The organism is Leptolyngbya sp. FACHB-711 (assembly GCF_014695615.1).
Taxonomy (GTDB): domain Bacteria; phylum Cyanobacteriota; class Cyanobacteriia; order Elainellales; family Elainellaceae; genus Leptolyngbya_A.
Genome location: NZ_JACJOR010000561.1, coordinates 1 through 16,245, shown reverse-complemented (window position 1 = coordinate 16,245; position 16,245 = coordinate 1). Strand labels below are relative to the sequence as shown.

Sequence of the window (16,245 nt, the reverse complement as noted above, 5' to 3'; positions counted from 1 at the left end):
GTAGCGTCCTGAGAAGATGCGAAAGATCTTGAAGCGACGAATGATATGCTCCACCCTCACCCGCAGTCTTGCTAATGCAAGGGTTGTGCTGCTTCTCGTCCTCAGCTAACGGTTGGTTGCGCGGTTTCTTCGTGGGAGTACAAGCCCCAGCATGACGCTTAGCAAACCCCTGATACCTCGGTCAGCTAAACATAACTGCGATGGCACAAAGGGCAGTCGGCTTCGTTTCAGCAGCTTGAAGTCATGCATCTTGCCCTCGGCGGTTGCGGTAGCAATCACTTGCCCGTTATCAAACTCCACTAGCAGTTGCGCCTTCAGCGTATGGCACTTTTGCTTGCCACTGTAGTAACGTTTCTGTTTTTTTTCGGGCGTTCAATTTCAACTTCGCCCACATCCCCCATCAACACTTTCCATTCCCATCCGGGCTTGTACAACTGCTGTTGGCTGGGCAGGCGAAACTGACCGCACTTGACCAGGATGTCTTCCACTTTCCGGATAATGCGTCCGACTGTGGTTTCATGCAGTCCCCAACTCGTACCGATGTGAAACTGGCTGCGATATTTCCGCCAATATTCCAATGTCACCAGCAATTGGTCTTCAACGCTCAGTTTGTTTTGTCCGCCTCGTTGTCCCTGGCGTTCCAGGTGGGGGCGTAACACCTCGACCATCTCGCCAAAGGTTTCCCGACTCACGCCACACAATCGCTTAAACTCTCCAGCAGACAGGCTTTGCAATTCTTGGTAAGGCATGGCAATTCCTCCTTGTGCTCAGTTCTGCCATGCGCCTACCCCTTTTGCAAGCCTTTGTTCCTAACTGGCACATTTCCTCCCATTCGTGCAGGAGGTCTTTTATTTTGGCTGCTCTTTTTTAGCTGTTCCACCCTTCGCTTAGTCTAAACTCCAGTTATGACCACAGCATTCAAATCCTGGATATGCTCGAAACCTATCGGGAGTTTAGCGTCCAGCATGATGAATGTTTACCTATCTCCTGTCAGCAACCGTTGAACGAAATCATGAAAACGTTGACCGTGATTTCCAGCATCTTTATTCCTCTAACCTTTATCATTGGGATCTATGGAATGAACTTCAACACCGAGGAATCTCCCTGGAATATGCCAGAGTTGAACTGGTATTGGGGGTATCCAGCGACTCTAGCTTTTATGTTGAGTGTTGCTGTGAGGATGGTCTTCTTCTTCTGGGGTAAGGGTTGGTTTAGCAGTTTATCCACGGTTAAAGCGAGTAACAAGCATCGAAGTTCCGGTGCAAAAAAATTACTACAATAAACTACAAAATGCGCTTGAAAACTGGTGTTTCTGAAGATGGTAATGCGAATGGGGCTATCCATCGGAGCGATCGCCAAACTTTACAGCAACCGTACCTGAAGCGGAAGTAGGAGGAGCAGGAGGGATTCAAACGTGAGCGACAAATCCGCAACCCGTCGTAACATGCTGCAATGAACGTGACGGAACAGAAGCAACGCCTGTCTGAACGAGGAATCACAATTTTTAGCTTGAATCAGAAAAATGTTTTGGCAACATTAAACATTGAGGGCAAACAAACTCATTGCACCCGGAACAGTACGAGTCCACGTTCATGCCATTTTGCAGAAATTGGACGTACGCGATCGTAGCTAACCAGCAGTCATCGCCATTCAAAAAAGTCTTATTGACCAGCAGTTGCTATCTAACCCATAGGCATTTAAACATTAGTAGTTTAACGTTGGTTTGGGATTTGGTTTGGGATAAAGAAGGGCGACAGCGCGATACCAGTATTACCATACGCCTTTGACTTTAATTGACGAACAGAATAGACGACTAGAGATAGAGCATGAGTAGACATCGGAGGGGGAGAAGGCAAAGCTGGGCTTGTTTGCCTTGCCAGAGACCGTTTTTTGTAACACAACCAATGCCCAAAGAGTAACTTGATTAAGCCAGTTCAGTCACGGAATAATCGATCGATTGGTCTAAAATACGCTATGCTAAATAACACGATTTTAATCGGTCGCGCGGGTGTAATTCAGTGGTAGAATGTCACCTTCCCAAGGTGAACGTCGTGGGTTCGAGTCCCATCACCCGCTTAGATGTCCATTAAACATTTATTTGTCCAGTTTTAAAGAATTCTTGTCAAAAAGAACGAAGTCATAGTGCTTTCAGCCTTTAATAGCTTTTAGGTACTGGTTCAAAACAGTTTTAAAGGATTAATGTCTAGTTAGGTTTGGGAAGGTGACATTCCTTTCAACTCTCTCAATCCTGTTTGAGGGCTTTAATACGATCGCTGTAAAGGACTAAAAAGTGGGTGGAAATAAGTCTACTCCCTTCGACCTAGATTAGAGGTAGAAGGGCAACCGCAAAGCATGAGTGGGTGTAACTCATTGATGTGGTGGGAAGTTGCAACCCCTCCACGACTGGAAGGGCGATCGCAACCTTTGCCCTGGCAGCGTTACCCGCATCCGGGCATTCTCTTTCAACCCCTCCACGACTGGAAGGGCGATCGCAACTGCGGCGGCCACGTTTTGCTGATAGAGTCGCTGAAACTTTCAACCCCTCCACGACTGGAAGGGCGATCGCAACCTGGTTCTCGTAGATATGGGTCGCTTCGTGCATCGCCTTTCAACCCCTCCACGACTGGAAGGGCGATCGCAACTCTGGCAACTTAAAGCCCTTGCACAGCCAACTTTTTAAGGTACTCCTTGCCAAAGGGGGCTCATTCAAATTTCTCTTATTAAGTAAATCTTTATACCTACTTAATAATTCCTTGAAGAGCCCATTAGGCAAAGAATCCGATTTTGGCAGACCTCCCAGGAATATTACCCTTGCTTTGGTTTGCCAAAAATTTGAGAGAGTTCCTCCTTGCTCGGAGGCGATTTAGTAGCTGCCATGACACGTATGCCTGTATCCTCATAACTAAATGGCTTACCACCACAATTATGAAAACATTGCTTCCTGATGCTAGGCGCGACCCTACACCATATCTGTAGAGAAACTCTACAGAGGAAACGGACAACTACCTGGAGCGGAAAGCAATTAAACTGCTCCATATTTTTCACCTATCCTTACAGGATTGGCGCGCTATTGGGAAGATTATTACATTGTCAAGGTTCAAATTTTGTTAAGCTTGCAACGCTGAAAGTTTATGGGCAGACGTTGCAACCTCTACTGCTTTCTGCATTGGCGAACCTTGGTTCGTCTGCTTTCCAGCAACCACTTGAATTCCTGCACTAGAGGCACGCTCTCGAATGAATTCTACTAATCTGTGATAGCTCCAGCGGTGAAAACTTGCTCTAAGTTGCTTGGCGTATTGCTCCTGAAGTTCCTTCTGTTGCGGGAATTTAAGCTTTCCTCTGGCTTGAATATCGCTTTCGATAATTTCACGAATATATTTCAGGTCGGGCACGGCAATGCTGCCAGCATTCCACTTTACAGCAAGGCGTACTAGCCGATTTGCTAGCAATCTTTCGACATGAGATCCTAGATTTGATTCGTTATTTCCCTCTCGATATTGCTCCTGCTTTTGCTCCTTCTGTCGTTGGAGTAAGTTGCGTTGTCTTCGCAGGTGTAGCTTATTGACCAATCGCCAATGCTCTAGCCTCAATTGCAGTATGCTACGCTTGCCTCTTTTTACCTTAATGCCATGTATAGTCAGGAGATGCTTTGATGTTTGACGTTCCACAACGTTTCCCGTTCTAAGATCGATAACGCAAGCTGTCAGTGGCATTTGACGGCTTAGGCTGACTCCAACGGTAATTAGGGGATCACCCTTGTAGTTGGGTTTACTGGGACGCGGTGGATAAGGATTATCTAGACGAGTTAGCTGGGTACGCAGAGATTTCAGACGGCTCTTCTGCCCTTTGGTCAAGGGCAACTGTTCAACCTCTTGGTCAGTGAGTTTATCTCGTCCATCTAATTCTTCAATAATTTTGCATCTGGTTTCCTGAATAACAGCTTCTATTCCTTCAGCCGTTAAACGGCCAGTATCAATCGCACAGTGAAGATAGAGACGATGGGTTATCCAAGGTTGATTAGAGGTAAGAGATTTGGATTGATCCAGCTTCTGCTGCTTTTTAGACTTCTTGGTGTCTGGTTGCCAAATAAGCTGGGCAGATCGGAGAGCAAATACCGTTTGATTAAAACATTGTTCTTCAGGAGACGCCGCATAAGCTTGATAATCTGCTACCAACTGGTGAAATATTGGAAGCTGACGGCGATCGCACTGGATCTTGAAGATGAAATTTCCAAGCCGCTTAAACTGCAAGCAAATTCTATCTGATACGCACTTCTTCTTCTTTGATTTGCGTTTTTTAGAAGAAGATTCTAGAGACTCAGAGCTAGTTGAATTGCTTCTGGGCTCGGTTGACCAGATGAACTCATCTGCGCTACCCCATAAAATTGGGTAGGGAAGAGGATTAAGAAAACTAATCTGTTTTTGCTCTCGCCACTCATTTATCGTTGTTGCTATTGAGTCAGGATTGTCCTCTGGCGGTAGAGATATCGCATCAAGCAGGACTGCTGCAAATCGTTCACCTGTCGGATCTCTTCCTTTTGGGAAGCGGCTTTGAAGCTCTCCCTCAAGCCTATCTATCTCGATCTGTTTGCTATCAAGTCGTTGTTTCAATTCCTCTGGATCGTCAGGCTTTTCACTCACTTTCAGGTCATTCTTAAGGAGATGAATAATGGCTCGTTGATGGAGAGTATCAGTTGTCATCTCAAACTGATCAAGCAGTTCACCAATTAATGATTTACTCGATTTCGTTGATTTTCTTTTTCTCCTACTATCTCCCTGTGTTTCTGATGGTGGGCTTAATCCTTCTAGAATTGCTTGAGCTTTAGCAAAAATTTCCTCTAAGGTAAAACTGGTTGCCTGTTCCAAATCATAATCCTGTTGCACAATCCCTAGCCAACGCTTCTTACCGAGCATCCGAGAGTGGCGCTGCTTCTGTACACTAAACCAAGATTTATAGACATATTGGGTCATCCGAGTTGCTGAGTCGTAGAAGCGAGCAGGTAGCTTTTGAGAATTGGGGCATTTCTCAAAGTCCTCAATCATCTTTCCAAGTGGCTCTCGAGGAATAAAACCTTTAGCTTGCCATTCTTGGAACTGATTGTGCTCAGCAACTTCCTTGAAAAGAGTGTTGATCAGAAGTGTATAAGTGACCATTGTTTCCCAAAGAAATTTACGGGTCACTTCATCAGTCGTCAATGAGCAACGAATTGTTTTTATGCTCATAGTAATCTTTTGATATCTGAATAGTGCAAGGGTACTACTGAATTAGAGAAAGGGCAAGAGGTAGTCTGATCAAAGTTTTTTATCAAAATGCTCTTAAAGTCAGTATCGTTTCTGTTTCTTAGCCATTGAGCTAAATTTCATGCCGCAGCGTTTGCAGGCATTAGTGTCCCATTCTGATGGCAGGGAAATCTTCTCATCACACGATGGGCATCTTGATATCAGGCGAAGTCGATGGCAATCGCACCCTTCGGTTGACTCAAACTGCCATTCCATTCGGTGATAGGGAGCTTCAGCATAACAAGCTGCACATAGACGGGTCGAACGGTTGACGGTTGGAGTGCCTTTAGGAGGAAACATAGCGAGCAATCGATCGGCATCTAATCCCACGAGCTTGCCCATCGCGGCTAGCTCCTTCCGATCGGGAAACGGGTTGAAGCGGAATTTTTCCCATCGTGACAGGGCAAAACCAAGCCCTGCTGCCACACTCAATCCAGTGGGGGCAGAGATGGTGTTCAACTCATAACGCCGAAATCGTCCGAAGTAATGGCTAATGCTCTCCCCCTCATACGGTTCAACTTTTGCAATCCAGGGAGATAGCTCATTCGTTTCTGCCACTTCATCTGTCCTCAAGACACAAGTTCGTGTTTTCTAACTCGTTACAGCACTCATCTGTCCATCTAGCACCTCATAGATGGTCTTTTCGTCGAGCCGACTTAGTCCCTTTTTCAGAGCTTGAATTGCCATTTTTTGTAGGGTGTCATTCAAGGGACCAGTCAATCCACCTGTTTTCTCATGCAGCTTTTTCAGCACATCCTCGTAGAGCAGGTCAGACTCCTCTTCCCAACCCAGAAAATTGTTGAGCCAGGTGTCTACAACTGAGGCAGTCTGATCAAGCGTCATGGCAGGGAATGTATAGAATGACAAAAAAGAGTTGTGTACCTGCTTCCACTCTGATTTAAGCTGCTCGTACAACTCTCCCGTCCCGCTCAGGATGACTGGGATCTTTAGAAGCTCATGAATCTGAACCAGCTCCCGTAATGCCTTCAGCTTCAAATAGTGAGCATCGTCAATAATCAGGAGTTTAACGCCGTACTCCTTCAGCGTTGCTCGAACCCGATTCCTTAAATCTCCGATTCGACCAAATTTCAGGTTGCGATGGAGTACTTGGAGAGACTCGGTAAACAACTGGGCTGGGGTGCAACCAGACGGCACCCGAATGTAAACAATAGGGACTGGCAGTAGGAGAATTGCCCCCCGATATCTGACATGCTGCAATCTGTAATATTGACAGGATTCTGAAATTCCCGATCGCTGGCTGGAAAGAACAATTCCGCAGTTTTTTGAATCACGCTGATTGCTCAGCCAGAGATGGAAATCTTCATCCCGCTTTGTCGTGATTAAGGGACTGCCTATACTAATCCGTTCAATTTCAGCCGCTATATTAGGCGACCCAGAAGGGGTTTGAAGGGGAGAGGTGGGAACTAGTTCTGGTTGTGCCATAGGAAGCTTACCAATTGTCCTGCAAATGTTCGTTCCAGTTGGAGACAGCTATCTTTGCTGCTCCCGACGGCTTAAATCGTTTCCGTCCAAGGTTTGGGTCAATCGGTGGAGTAGGCTCACCAGTAGAGCCATTTTGAGCAGCAGATGCTTCCTGGCGTTTGAACTCAACTACATTTGACAAGCCAGAGGAGCGCCCTGTACGATCATGCTCCTTTTTTCGCCGCTGCTTTCGAGTTGCCTTAACTTTCTCCTCCGAAAATTGGTTTAGGGCGAGCCTCTCCTCAAGGATAGAAGTTGTATCCAGCGCCTTCGTAGCTCCACGAAGTCTATGTTTTTTCTCCTTCAGTTCTTTCAGAGATAACCGCTCCTCCTTCAAATCCCTTGCCTTTGCAACTCCAATGAATTTTCCGGGTTGTCCATTTTCCCCGCAGCTATAGATAAGAAGATGGATGATATTTGCAGGATCATACCTAACTGCAACATTTCTAGTCACGTAGTCTAACAAGCATTCGCCCTTATAAATTTCACCCTCAAATTGAATAGTGCCGTACTTCTGCACTTTGGGGCGTTTGTTCTGCTTCAGCAAGCATATATCCAGATCCCGTTGTTCGGGAATTTTTGGAGGTTCTACCATCATTGCTTCCCATCGCTGAGCACGGGTTTGAGCAACACCTGGGTAAGCATGTTGGTTAACATGATCAACAAAATGCCGTACCAAAAATTTTTCCAATTCCTCGATTGTCAGGCAGGCATATTTTTTTGCATCCTTGGGTCGCTTTTGAACGTTCGACCCTTTATACCCTGGAAACCTGGAATTCAATTCCTTATTCAGTTTGTCAAAAACTGACTCAACGATTCCCCCTTGTTCAGGCATGAATCGATACCGGAGATTAAAGCCCAAATGAGTAGCAATTTGTCTCAAGTGTTGAGACTTAAACTCCTTAGCGCGATCGGTTACAAGATACTCAGGTACTCCACAAACGTCCCACTTTTCCCTGAGTTCATATTCTGGTCCGTAATGCTTTGGCAGAATTACATGACGGAGCACAAGGGCAACTTCCAGGGAACTTGGCTGCCTAAAACCCAAATAAAACCCTGCAATACAACCAGAGTAGCTGTCTACAGCAACACTCAAAAATGGAGTCCCAATTTCTTCTCCATCCTGATCGACAAGAAGAACATCAAGTTCAGTGTGGTCAATCTGGAGAACTTTATTGCTCCGATCAACCTCAATGTCCCCATCCGTTGTTTTGATGATCTTGAGCGGTCCCTGCCCAGGATGCCGTGCTTTCCTGTTTTGAGCTTCAGAATACGCTTTGAGAAGGTTGTTAACTGTAACATGCGATCGAGGGGGCTTTAATTCTCCGGAACTAACTTCGTCTCTAATCTCTTTAAGGATTTTATTTAAGACGCTGGAGTGAGATTCATCAGCAGAACCAAGCTTTGTTGCAATCCAGTCAAAAATAGCCTTAAGAGACTCATCCTTGGAAGTTTGGGTTGAATCTAGCTTGGCTGTAATGGCTTGAATCAATAGCCAAACCTGATGTCGATTTGTCCGGCGGCTGTATTTGTTGCCTCGCTTGTACAGCTCGATTACTAGTTCGCGCCAGGGTTCTGAGATATAGCGACATTCTCCTTTATCAGAGCGGGAATTTCGGGTTAAGGCAATCAGTCCGTCCTTGTCTACGGTTTTTGTTAGGCGATCGACAGTTCTGGGGTGACATCCTAAATCGTTGGCTGCTTCCTGAGTTAGCTGTTTCTTGAGCTTGGTATCAAAGGCCGAATGTGCGTCACGAATTTTCCTAACCCACTCCATTTTGCGCTGAGCATCATCTGACAGTTCTTCAACAAGCAGATACTCCTGCTCCGACAGTCCGCTATTTGCTTCCTGAACAGGCTCAGTTTCTTGGGCTTCTACTACGTGGGTAGGGGTTGAAACCTGCATTTTCACTAGAAATGAAGGGATGTACTAGAAATTTTACAGAGAAAACTTCCGAAAAAATGTATGAGGTTAGCTTTTTGAGATTATGATACCTTAAAATCTTGCCATTTTGACAACTAGCTTGACTATGACTCTTGCTCCTCGATCGCCTACTCATAGACACTGGAGTGCGTTAAAAGCGTATCTTCAGCCACTACGAGACGAGCGGATGGACATTGAGGAGTTTCTGAATCTGTGGAATGTATCGCGGGAAGAAATTGCGTTTATCTGTGATTGCTCAGTCACCACAGTGAATCATTGGTTTTCTCAAGGAGAGCATCGAAGGGTGCCAACCGACAAGCACAAGCAGAGGCTAGCTTTAGCTCACCATATCTGGATGACGATCGAGACAGAGCCGGAGTATTTACGACTGTTGCGGCAGATGTACGACAGGAAGAGACGGAAAGGATAAAACTTTGGAACTTGCCGAATGGCAAGCTTTTCTTGTCAAATTTAGTAGTGCAACCGTACTGTGTCGATCAATTCGATCTTCATTGGATGTACTGTGGCCCTTTACAAGTCGAAGCAATTTCCTTCTGTCTGGGTGACTTGGCTGGCAAAACTGATGGCGGACGAGATTCAGTGTCCCTGGTCAATATGGTTTCGCACGCACTACAAGTACGAGAAGCTGAACCGCGATTTTGATTCAGCTAGGTGGAATGCCAGCCATCGAGCATTACTCAGCGATCGCCTGTCGCAGCTGCAAGAGGCAGGATCGGCGGTGTCAATAGAAGGAGAGAATTGGTTTGAAATCGTAGGGCGGCAATATGCAGTCAGGATTGCAGGCAAGCCCGATATTGTGGCGATCGGAGATGAGCAGGTTTGGGTTGAGGATTGCAAAACCGGGAGGAAGAAGAACTCAGACCTGTACCAGGTGTTGCTGTATATGCTGCTGCTGCCCTTGAGCTATCCAAAATGCCGAGGGATGAAGCTACAGGGACGACTGGTTTATCCAGATGGGGCGATCGATATTTCCAGTGATCAGGTGGATGAGGCGTTTAAGGCGCAGTTTCGCCAGACCGTAGCAACCCTTAGCAACACTAATCCCCCTCATCAAGTGCCTAGTTGTTCAGATTGCCGCTACTGCGATATCTCAGAAAAATACTGTCCGGCAAGGATTGAGAGCAGCCAATCTGAAGTTGATGGTGAACATGACCTTTTCTAGGGTGTATTCCGTACGGTTCAGTCAGTTTTAGGTAGACACACAAAGAAGATTACGGATTTGCTGGACTGCTAGAGAAAGTATTTGCGCGGCTTGATCAATCTCATCATCGGTTGTGAACTTACCCAGCCCAATTCTTAATGCGCCTTCAACTAGCTCTTCTGCTAAGCCAAGAGCTTTTAACAGGCGTTGCATAATAAGAGTATGAATTAGGGTTTGTTTCAATGCAATGTCCGGAATGCGGCTCGACTCATATCCGTAAAAACGGCATCAAGCAGGGTAAGCAGAATCACATCTGCGTCGAGTGCAAGCGTCAATTTGTGGATCGCTATGAAGCCCAGAAGGGCTACAGTGACGAAGTGAAACGGGAGTGCCTGAAACTGTACGTCAATGGCATGGGATTTCGCGCGATTGAGCGGGTTACAGGAGTGCATCACACCACGGTTATTACTTGGGTCAAACAAGTCGGAGACTTGCTACCCGATGCCTATGATCCAGACATAACCCCTCAAGTGGCTGAACTGGATGAATTAGAAACCTTTGTCGGCTCAAAAAAACAAGATTTGGCTGTGGACGGTCGTTGACCACTTTCAGCCTGGAATTTTAGGCTGGGTCTTGGGCAACCATAGTGCTGATACGTTCCGCCCGTTATGGACAATCGCAAAACAGTGGCAATGTTATTTCTATGTCACTGATGGATGGAAGGTGTACCCCAACTTCATTGATGCAGGTGACCAGATCGTGAGCAAGACGTATATGACGAGAGTCGAAGGGGAAAACACAAGGTTGCGCCATTACCTGGCACGATTGCATCGTAAAACACTGTGCTATTCCAAATCAGTGGAAATGCTGGCATACTCGGTCCGGTTGTTACAGCACTACCTCAAGTTCAAAGATGTTCCTGTTCCCCATTGATTCATACCTTTATTCAGCAACGCCGAGCTTTTAACACAGGGGAAGGATCTTCAACCCCAGACGAACAAGCTGAACCAGTTGAGATGGCTAGCAGGTGGCAAATTCTAGCAATGACGGCACTGTTAGGAATACCTGGAATAAATAGATGCCAATTTCCTGCTAAGCGATGATCAGGATCGCCATCGACAACTAAATCTGAAGTTTTTTCGAGGAGTAGGTTTTGAAGGCGATCGCGCTTAACATCGATCGCCCGCTCGTCCTCTTCCATCTCTAGCGATCGCAACCGACAAGCCTCTCCCAAGCCTACAATTCCTGGGACGTTGAGCGTACCCGATCGCATCCCCTGCCCTCGTACGATCGGTTGTCCCCAGAAAGCCAATGTCGTCAAGTTCCACTTCCGTAAACCCAAAATCTCCTACCTGTTCTACCCCAATTTTGACACCGATCCCCATCCTGCCCTTCACCTCAGTATGGAGATTGACCTACGAGATCTACATGTCCATTACCGAGATTACGACCCCAACGACAACCCACCCCTATTGCACCAGAAGGATCCGATGGTGACAGCCGACTATCCGCTATATGAGAAGTTCGCGAAGCTGACCCAGCAGGAGGAAGGCTGGGGCTTGCTGGATGATTTGCGCCTGATTTATGACTATCGTGGCTGGCAAAAGCGCCTGGAGGAGCATTGTGCTGAATTAAAAGGGCATCGGGTGGTATGGCGGAAAGATGCTGATCCCTACGGACTGAAGCTGGTGCGATCGCGTCAAAGACAACGAACTCTAAAAATTGAGTTTTAAAACCGGAGCTTTGGAAGAGGTAAACAGATTGTGTAGTTTAACGGGGCTGGTACTGAGCAAGGCTAGATTAGGGTGTATAGAATAATAGGTATTTACGGCATTTTAATAGCCTGAAAATTGTCTTTATAATGAGCAGTTCGACAAGAAAGAAAAAAACAATCCTATTTTTGGCGGCTAATCCCAAAAACTCAACTCCTCTCGACCTAACGCGGGAGGCCAAAGAGATTGAGGAAGGATTGCAGCTATCGCAGAAGCGTGACGGGTTTGTGCTTAAGCAGGAGTGGGCTGTGACTCCCGGTGATGTGCAGCGGGCGATGCTGAGATACAAGCCTCAAATTGTCCATTTTTCTGGACATGGAATGGGTGAAAGTGGGTTGGTTTTGGAGGATGAAGTTGGACAGGCACAGTTCGTCAAATCCACAGCATTGGCAGGCTTGTTTGAGTTGTTTGCAGACAAAGGAGTAGAGTGTGTCGTCCTCAACGCTTGCTACTCAGAGGTGCAGGCAGTGGCGATCGCCCATCATATTCCCTACGTTGTCGGTATGAGTCAAGCTGTTGGCGATCGGGCTGCCAGAATGTTTGCCGTTGGGTTTTATGATGCGCTGGGGGCTGGTGAGTCTTTTGACTTTGCCTACAAGTTGGGGCGTAACCGTATTGCTTTAGAGGGAATTGCCGAAGACTTGACTCCGGTCATTACCCGGAAATTAGAGGTTGTCTCTCTACCTCTGCCTGAAACACCGGAACCCATTGATGCACCACCAGAACCATCCCCAGCACCTGTACTTGCAGAACCATCTCGACTGGATTCAATTGTTACTCCTGTTAAGGATTTGGCATTGGAAGAGCCAGAGGGGCAGGTGCCTCTAGAATCAGTTCTATATGTTGAACGTCCTCCAATTGAAGCCCGATGTTATGAGACGATCGCTAAGCCGGGGGCATTGATTCGGATTAAAGCACCTCGGCAGATGGGCAAGTCGTCGCTGATGATTCGGATTATGAACCACGCGATGCAGCAGGGGCATCGGGTAACGTCGCTGCACTTTCAATCGGCAGGGGGACAGGTTTTATCCAGCCTAGATCAGTTTTTGTACTGGTTCTGCTCTCGAATTACACGCCGATTAGGGTTGGCAGATAAGGTCGGGGACTACTGGCAGGGTGCATTAGGCAGCAATGACAAGTGTACGGATTACTTTGATCTGTACCTGCTGCCGGAGTTAAATTGTCTGCTGACACTGTGTCTGGATGAAGTGGATGAGTTGTTCAAGCATCCGATGATCGCCAGCGATTTCTTTGGATTGCTGCGGGCATGGCATGAGGAGTCAAAGATTAACCCGACCTGGCAGAATCTGCGGCTGGTGATTACCCATTCCAAGGAGGTTTACATCCCGCTCAACATCAATCAGTCCCCCTTCAATGTGGGCTTGCCGATCGAACTGCCGCCATTGAATCGCGAACAGGTCGTTGATCTGATTCAGCGGCACGGGTTGCAGTGGTCGGATGCAGAAGTGGGGCAGTTGATGGCGATCGTGGGAGGACATCCTTATTTGGTGCGGGTTGCTCTCTATCACCTAGCGCGAAATGAGATGACCCTGGACAAGCTGCTGGAGGTTGCACCGACTGAAGAATGGGTCTACGGAGAACATCTGCGCCGCCATTTGCTGAATTTGGAAGATGATGCCCACCTGATTGCAGCTTTTAGACAGGTGTTAGCTGCTGAGAAACCTGTGCGAGTGAAATCGGCAGAGGCATTTAAGCTCGTCAGCATGGGGTTGGTGCGCTACCAGGGCAATGACGTGATACCGTTGTGCAATCTTTATCGGCAGTATTTCCGCGATCGTCTAGGAGTGGGTCAGTGAGTATGGTTCCGAACCTACCGTTTGACTACCAGGTGGGTGGTAGTCTTCAGGTCGATGCTCCGACCTATGTGCGACGGCAGGCGGACGAGGATTTCTACACGGCGCTAAAAGCCGGGGAGTTTTGCTATGTGCTCAATTCTCGCCAGATGGGAAAGTCGAGCCTGAAGGTGAGGACGATGCAGCGGTTGCAGGCAGAGAGAATTGCCTGTGCTGCGATCGACATCACAGCGATCGGCACATCGGTAACACCGGAGCAGTGGTATATCGGGATTGTGAATGCGATTTCCCGGCAGCTAGGGTTGCGCCGTGCTTTTGATCTGAACGCCTGGTGGACTGAGCATAGGTTGCTGTCTTATGTGCAGCGCTTAGGTACATTCATTGAAGAAGTGTTGCTAGAGGCGGTGACGCAGGACATTGTGATCTTCATCGATGAGATCGACAGCGTTCTGAGTCTGGAGTTTGACCTGGATGATTTCTTTATTCTGGTGCGGGATTTTCATGAGCGGCGATCGGCTCAACCCGCTTATCGACGATTGACCTTTGCGCTGCTGGGTGTGGCAACGCCCTCGGACTTGATTCAGGATAAGCAGCGAACGCCGTTTAACATTGGTCGCCCAATCGAACTGACGGGCTTCCAACTGGATGATGCAGAACCGCTGACGCGGGGTTTGGCAGCGATCGCGCATAATCCTGAAGCGGTGATGCAGGCTGTTTTGGGTTGGACAGGCGGACAGCCCTTTCTGACGCAGAAAATTTGCAAATTGTTGCTGACTGCTGAGGATGCAGTGCCGGATGGTCAAGAGGCCGGGTGGGTTGAAAGTTTGGTCAGTGACAGAGTGATCGAGAACTGGGAGGCACAGGATGTCCCGGAGCATTTGAAGACGATTCGCGATCGGCTGTTGCGGAGGGGGGAACAACGTACTGGACGATTGCTGGGGCTGTATCAACAAATTTTGCAGCAGGGGGAAATTATAGCAAATGACAGCCCAGAACAGATGGAACTGCGGCTGACGGGCTTAGTAGTGAAGCGGGATGGCAAACTGCGCGTTTACAACCGCATTTATGAGCAGGTGTTTAATCGGGATTGGCTAGAGCGATTGCTAGCTAAACTTCGACCCTATGCAGACTCTATCAATTTGTGGTTGAAATCCGGTTGTCAAGATGACTCTCGTCTTTTGCGTGGAAAAGCATTGCAGGATGCACAATCTTGGGCAACAGGAAATAGTCTGAGCGATGACGACTACCGATTTCTTGCTGCAAGTGAGAAAGAGGAGGGTAAACAGCGTGAGTTAGAGCAAGAAAAGAAGTTACGAAGAGTTGCCCAAGCAAGAAATAAAGTTGCTCTAATTTCCTTAATTGTGATGACAGGTTTAACTATTTTTTCCATAAGAGAAAGCATTAATGCCAAAAATAAAACTATAGAAGCACTTAGTTCTTCATCGCGAGCATTATTTTTATCTGAAAAAGGTTTAGACTCCCTATTGGAAGCTTTGAGGGCAGGAATAGCTTTAAAGGAATCATTTTGGGTTGGGAACAAAATTTCTACTCAAGTTCTGACTGCATTACAACAAGCAGTTTATAAAGTCAGAGAGCATAATAGATTTGAAGGTCACGATGCTCAAGTTTGGGAGGTAGCTTCAGATCCAGATGGCCGGTTTATTATTTCTGCTGGGGGTGACAACACAATTAGATTATGGAGAACCGACGGTACACTTGTTCGGATTTTTGGACGACCAGAAGGGCAAGTTCAACAGACTTCAGATGAACATACAGATCAGGTTTTTAGTGTTGCCTTCAGCCCAGAAGGGCAAACCGTTGCATCAGCTGGTGGAGATAAAACAGTCAAGTTATGGACACTGAATGGCAAGTTACAAGTAACTTTAGGTGGCTTGAATGGTCATACTAATGAAGTTGTCAGTGTTGTCTTTAGCCCGGATGGTCAATTAGTAGCATCCGCTAGTAGAGACAACACCGTAAAAATTTGGCGTATCGACGGTACTTTAATCCACACTCTCAGAGGTCATACTAAAGCTGTTCGAGATGTAAGCTTCAGTCCAGATGGGTTAGTTCTAGCTTCTGCAAGTTTTGATGGAACTATCAAGCTTTGGCGTATCACCGATGGGGTACTGCTAAAAGAGATTTATGCACATGACAGAGAAATAAACAGTTTAGATTTTAGTCCAGATGGAAAAGTGCTTGCTTCCGCCAGTGATGATAACACTGTTAAGCTCTGGGATACGGATGGTCAGCTTATTAATACTTTTGAAGAACACAAAGATAAAGTCTGGAGTGTAAACTTTAGTGCTGATGGAAGTAAGCTTGTGTCCAGTGATACCAGCGGCAATATAAAGCTTTGGCAAGCTGACGGAAAAGAGTTAGAGAATTTAAGAAGCAATGGAAGCCCTACATATAGTGCCTCTTTTGTTGGCTCTGTCGATGAGCAAATTTTGTCATCTGACTTTAACAGGACGATTACTTTATGGGATGTAGCTTCTACATCTTTTCAGGAACACAAAATACTGACAGGCCATACAGATAGGATTTGGAGTGTAAACTTTAACGAAGTAGGAATTGTATCTGCTAGTGCTGATCAAACCTTTAAGTTGTGGTCATCTACTGACGGAAGATTAGTTAGGACTTTTGTCGGTCATGGAGATTCAGTTACTAGAGTTAGTTTCAGTCCAGATGGTAAAACGATTGTTTCAGCTAGTCTCGATAGAACTATAAAACTTTGGAATCTTGGAAACGGTAGCCTGCTAAGTACTTTTCAGGGGCATACAGACTGGGTATGGGGAGTGAGTTTTAGTCC

The 16,245-nt window shown here is 46.8% G+C and carries 16 protein-coding genes and 1 tRNA gene; 9 read left to right on the top strand and 8 right to left on the bottom strand.

Going from position 1 to position 16,245, the window contains the following annotated elements; genetic code table 11:
• Window positions 1-105: 105 nt before the first annotated feature.
• Both H6F80_RS31500 and H6F80_RS27865 read right to left on the bottom strand, forming a co-directional pair.
• Window positions 106-318, bottom strand: a complete 213-nt coding sequence (locus H6F80_RS31500; protein ID WP_190794775.1) for a hypothetical protein — start codon at window positions 316-318, stop codon at window positions 106-108.
• Window positions 315-749, bottom strand: coding sequence for a transposase family protein (locus H6F80_RS27865; protein ID WP_190794774.1), 435 nt, complete (start codon window positions 747-749; stop codon window positions 315-317). Before H6F80_RS27865 ends, H6F80_RS31500 begins: the two co-directional genes overlap by 4 nt.
• A gap of 122 nt (window positions 750-871) precedes the next feature.
• On the opposite strand from H6F80_RS27865, the gene H6F80_RS27860 reads away from it, so the two are divergent.
• The 3 genes from H6F80_RS27860 (at window position 872) to H6F80_RS31495 (ending at window position 2,655) form a co-directional block, all read left to right on the top strand.
• The gene (locus H6F80_RS27860; RefSeq protein WP_277879281.1) at window positions 872-1,282 is read left to right on the top strand and encodes a CorA family divalent cation transporter; all 411 of its coding nucleotides are present in this window, start codon (window positions 872-874) and stop codon (window positions 1,280-1,282) included.
• A 722-nt stretch (window positions 1,283-2,004) separates the two neighbouring features.
• Window positions 2,005-2,076 (top strand) — tRNA-Gly (locus tag H6F80_RS27855).
• Window positions 2,077-2,373: 297 nt separating this feature from the next.
• Window positions 2,374-2,655, top strand: a complete 282-nt coding sequence (locus tag H6F80_RS31495; protein WP_518523674.1) for a hypothetical protein — start codon at window positions 2,374-2,376, stop codon at window positions 2,653-2,655.
• A gap of 452 nt (window positions 2,656-3,107) precedes the next feature.
• Here H6F80_RS31495 and cas12k read toward each other — a convergent pair whose 3' ends face one another.
• The 4 genes from cas12k to H6F80_RS27835 all read right to left on the bottom strand — a co-directional run bounded on the left by cas12k (window position 3,108) and on the right by H6F80_RS27835 (window position 8,667).
• A complete protein-coding gene (gene cas12k / locus H6F80_RS27850) occupies window positions 3,108-5,222 on the bottom strand; it encodes a type V CRISPR-associated protein Cas12k (protein ID WP_277879280.1) in 2,115 nt (704 codons plus the stop codon).
• Window positions 5,223-5,321: 99 nt separating this feature from the next.
• A complete protein-coding gene (locus tag H6F80_RS27845) occupies window positions 5,322-5,837 on the bottom strand; it encodes a TniQ family protein (RefSeq protein ID WP_190794771.1) in 516 nt (171 codons plus the stop codon).
• Window positions 5,838-5,870: 33 nt separating this feature from the next.
• Window positions 5,871-6,722, bottom strand: coding sequence for an AAA family ATPase (locus H6F80_RS27840; RefSeq protein WP_190794770.1), 852 nt, complete (start codon window positions 6,720-6,722; stop codon window positions 5,871-5,873).
• A gap of 7 nt (window positions 6,723-6,729) precedes the next feature.
• Window positions 6,730-8,667, bottom strand: coding sequence for a TnsB C-terminal domain-containing protein (locus tag H6F80_RS27835; RefSeq protein ID WP_190794769.1), 1,938 nt, complete (start codon window positions 8,665-8,667; stop codon window positions 6,730-6,732).
• A 124-nt stretch (window positions 8,668-8,791) separates the two neighbouring features.
• Here H6F80_RS27835 and H6F80_RS27830 point away from each other — a divergent pair, with 124 nt between their 5' ends.
• Complete coding sequence (locus tag H6F80_RS27830; RefSeq protein WP_190794768.1) at window positions 8,792-9,115, top strand: hypothetical protein; 324 nt, start codon at window positions 8,792-8,794, stop codon at window positions 9,113-9,115.
• 153 nt (window positions 9,116-9,268) lie between these two features.
• Window positions 9,269-9,868, top strand: coding sequence for a PD-(D/E)XK nuclease family protein (locus tag H6F80_RS27825; RefSeq protein WP_190794767.1), 600 nt, complete (start codon window positions 9,269-9,271; stop codon window positions 9,866-9,868).
• Between the two features lie 27 nt (window positions 9,869-9,895).
• Here the strand turns inward: H6F80_RS27825 and H6F80_RS27820 are convergent, their stop codons facing one another.
• Window positions 9,896-10,090, bottom strand: a complete 195-nt coding sequence (locus H6F80_RS27820) for a hypothetical protein (protein ID WP_190794766.1) — start codon at window positions 10,088-10,090, stop codon at window positions 9,896-9,898.
• Between H6F80_RS27820 and H6F80_RS27815 the strand changes: the two genes are divergently transcribed.
• Window positions 10,090-10,780 (top strand): IS1 family transposase gene (locus tag H6F80_RS27815; RefSeq protein ID WP_190794765.1). Its coding sequence is split into 2 segments (ribosomal slippage): window positions 10,090-10,424 and window positions 10,423-10,780, totalling 693 coding nucleotides; the frame shifts between segments, so codons are not numbered across the junction. The two genes, H6F80_RS27820 and H6F80_RS27815, sit on opposite strands and share 1 nt — an antisense overlap.
• Window positions 10,781-10,793: 13 nt before the next feature.
• Here the strand turns inward: H6F80_RS27815 and H6F80_RS27810 are convergent.
• Window positions 10,794-11,168: an aminotransferase class V-fold PLP-dependent enzyme gene (locus H6F80_RS27810; RefSeq protein WP_199296874.1), complete on the bottom strand. Its 375-nt coding sequence runs from the start codon at window positions 11,166-11,168 to the stop codon at window positions 10,794-10,796.
• Between the two features lie 82 nt (window positions 11,169-11,250).
• Between H6F80_RS27810 and H6F80_RS27805 the strand changes: the two genes are divergently transcribed.
• The 3 genes from H6F80_RS27805 to H6F80_RS27795 all read left to right on the top strand — a co-directional run.
• Window positions 11,251-11,580, top strand: a complete 330-nt coding sequence (locus tag H6F80_RS27805; protein WP_199296873.1) for a hypothetical protein — start codon at window positions 11,251-11,253, stop codon at window positions 11,578-11,580.
• A gap of 128 nt (window positions 11,581-11,708) precedes the next feature.
• On the top strand, window positions 11,709-13,436 hold the full coding sequence (locus H6F80_RS27800) for an AAA-like domain-containing protein (RefSeq protein ID WP_190794764.1): 1,728 nt from the start codon (window positions 11,709-11,711) through the stop codon (window positions 13,434-13,436).
• A 2-nt stretch (window positions 13,437-13,438) separates the two neighbouring features.
• On the top strand, window positions 13,439-16,245 hold a 2,807-nt coding region (locus tag H6F80_RS27795), incomplete at its 3' end, for an AAA-like domain-containing protein (protein ID WP_242067613.1).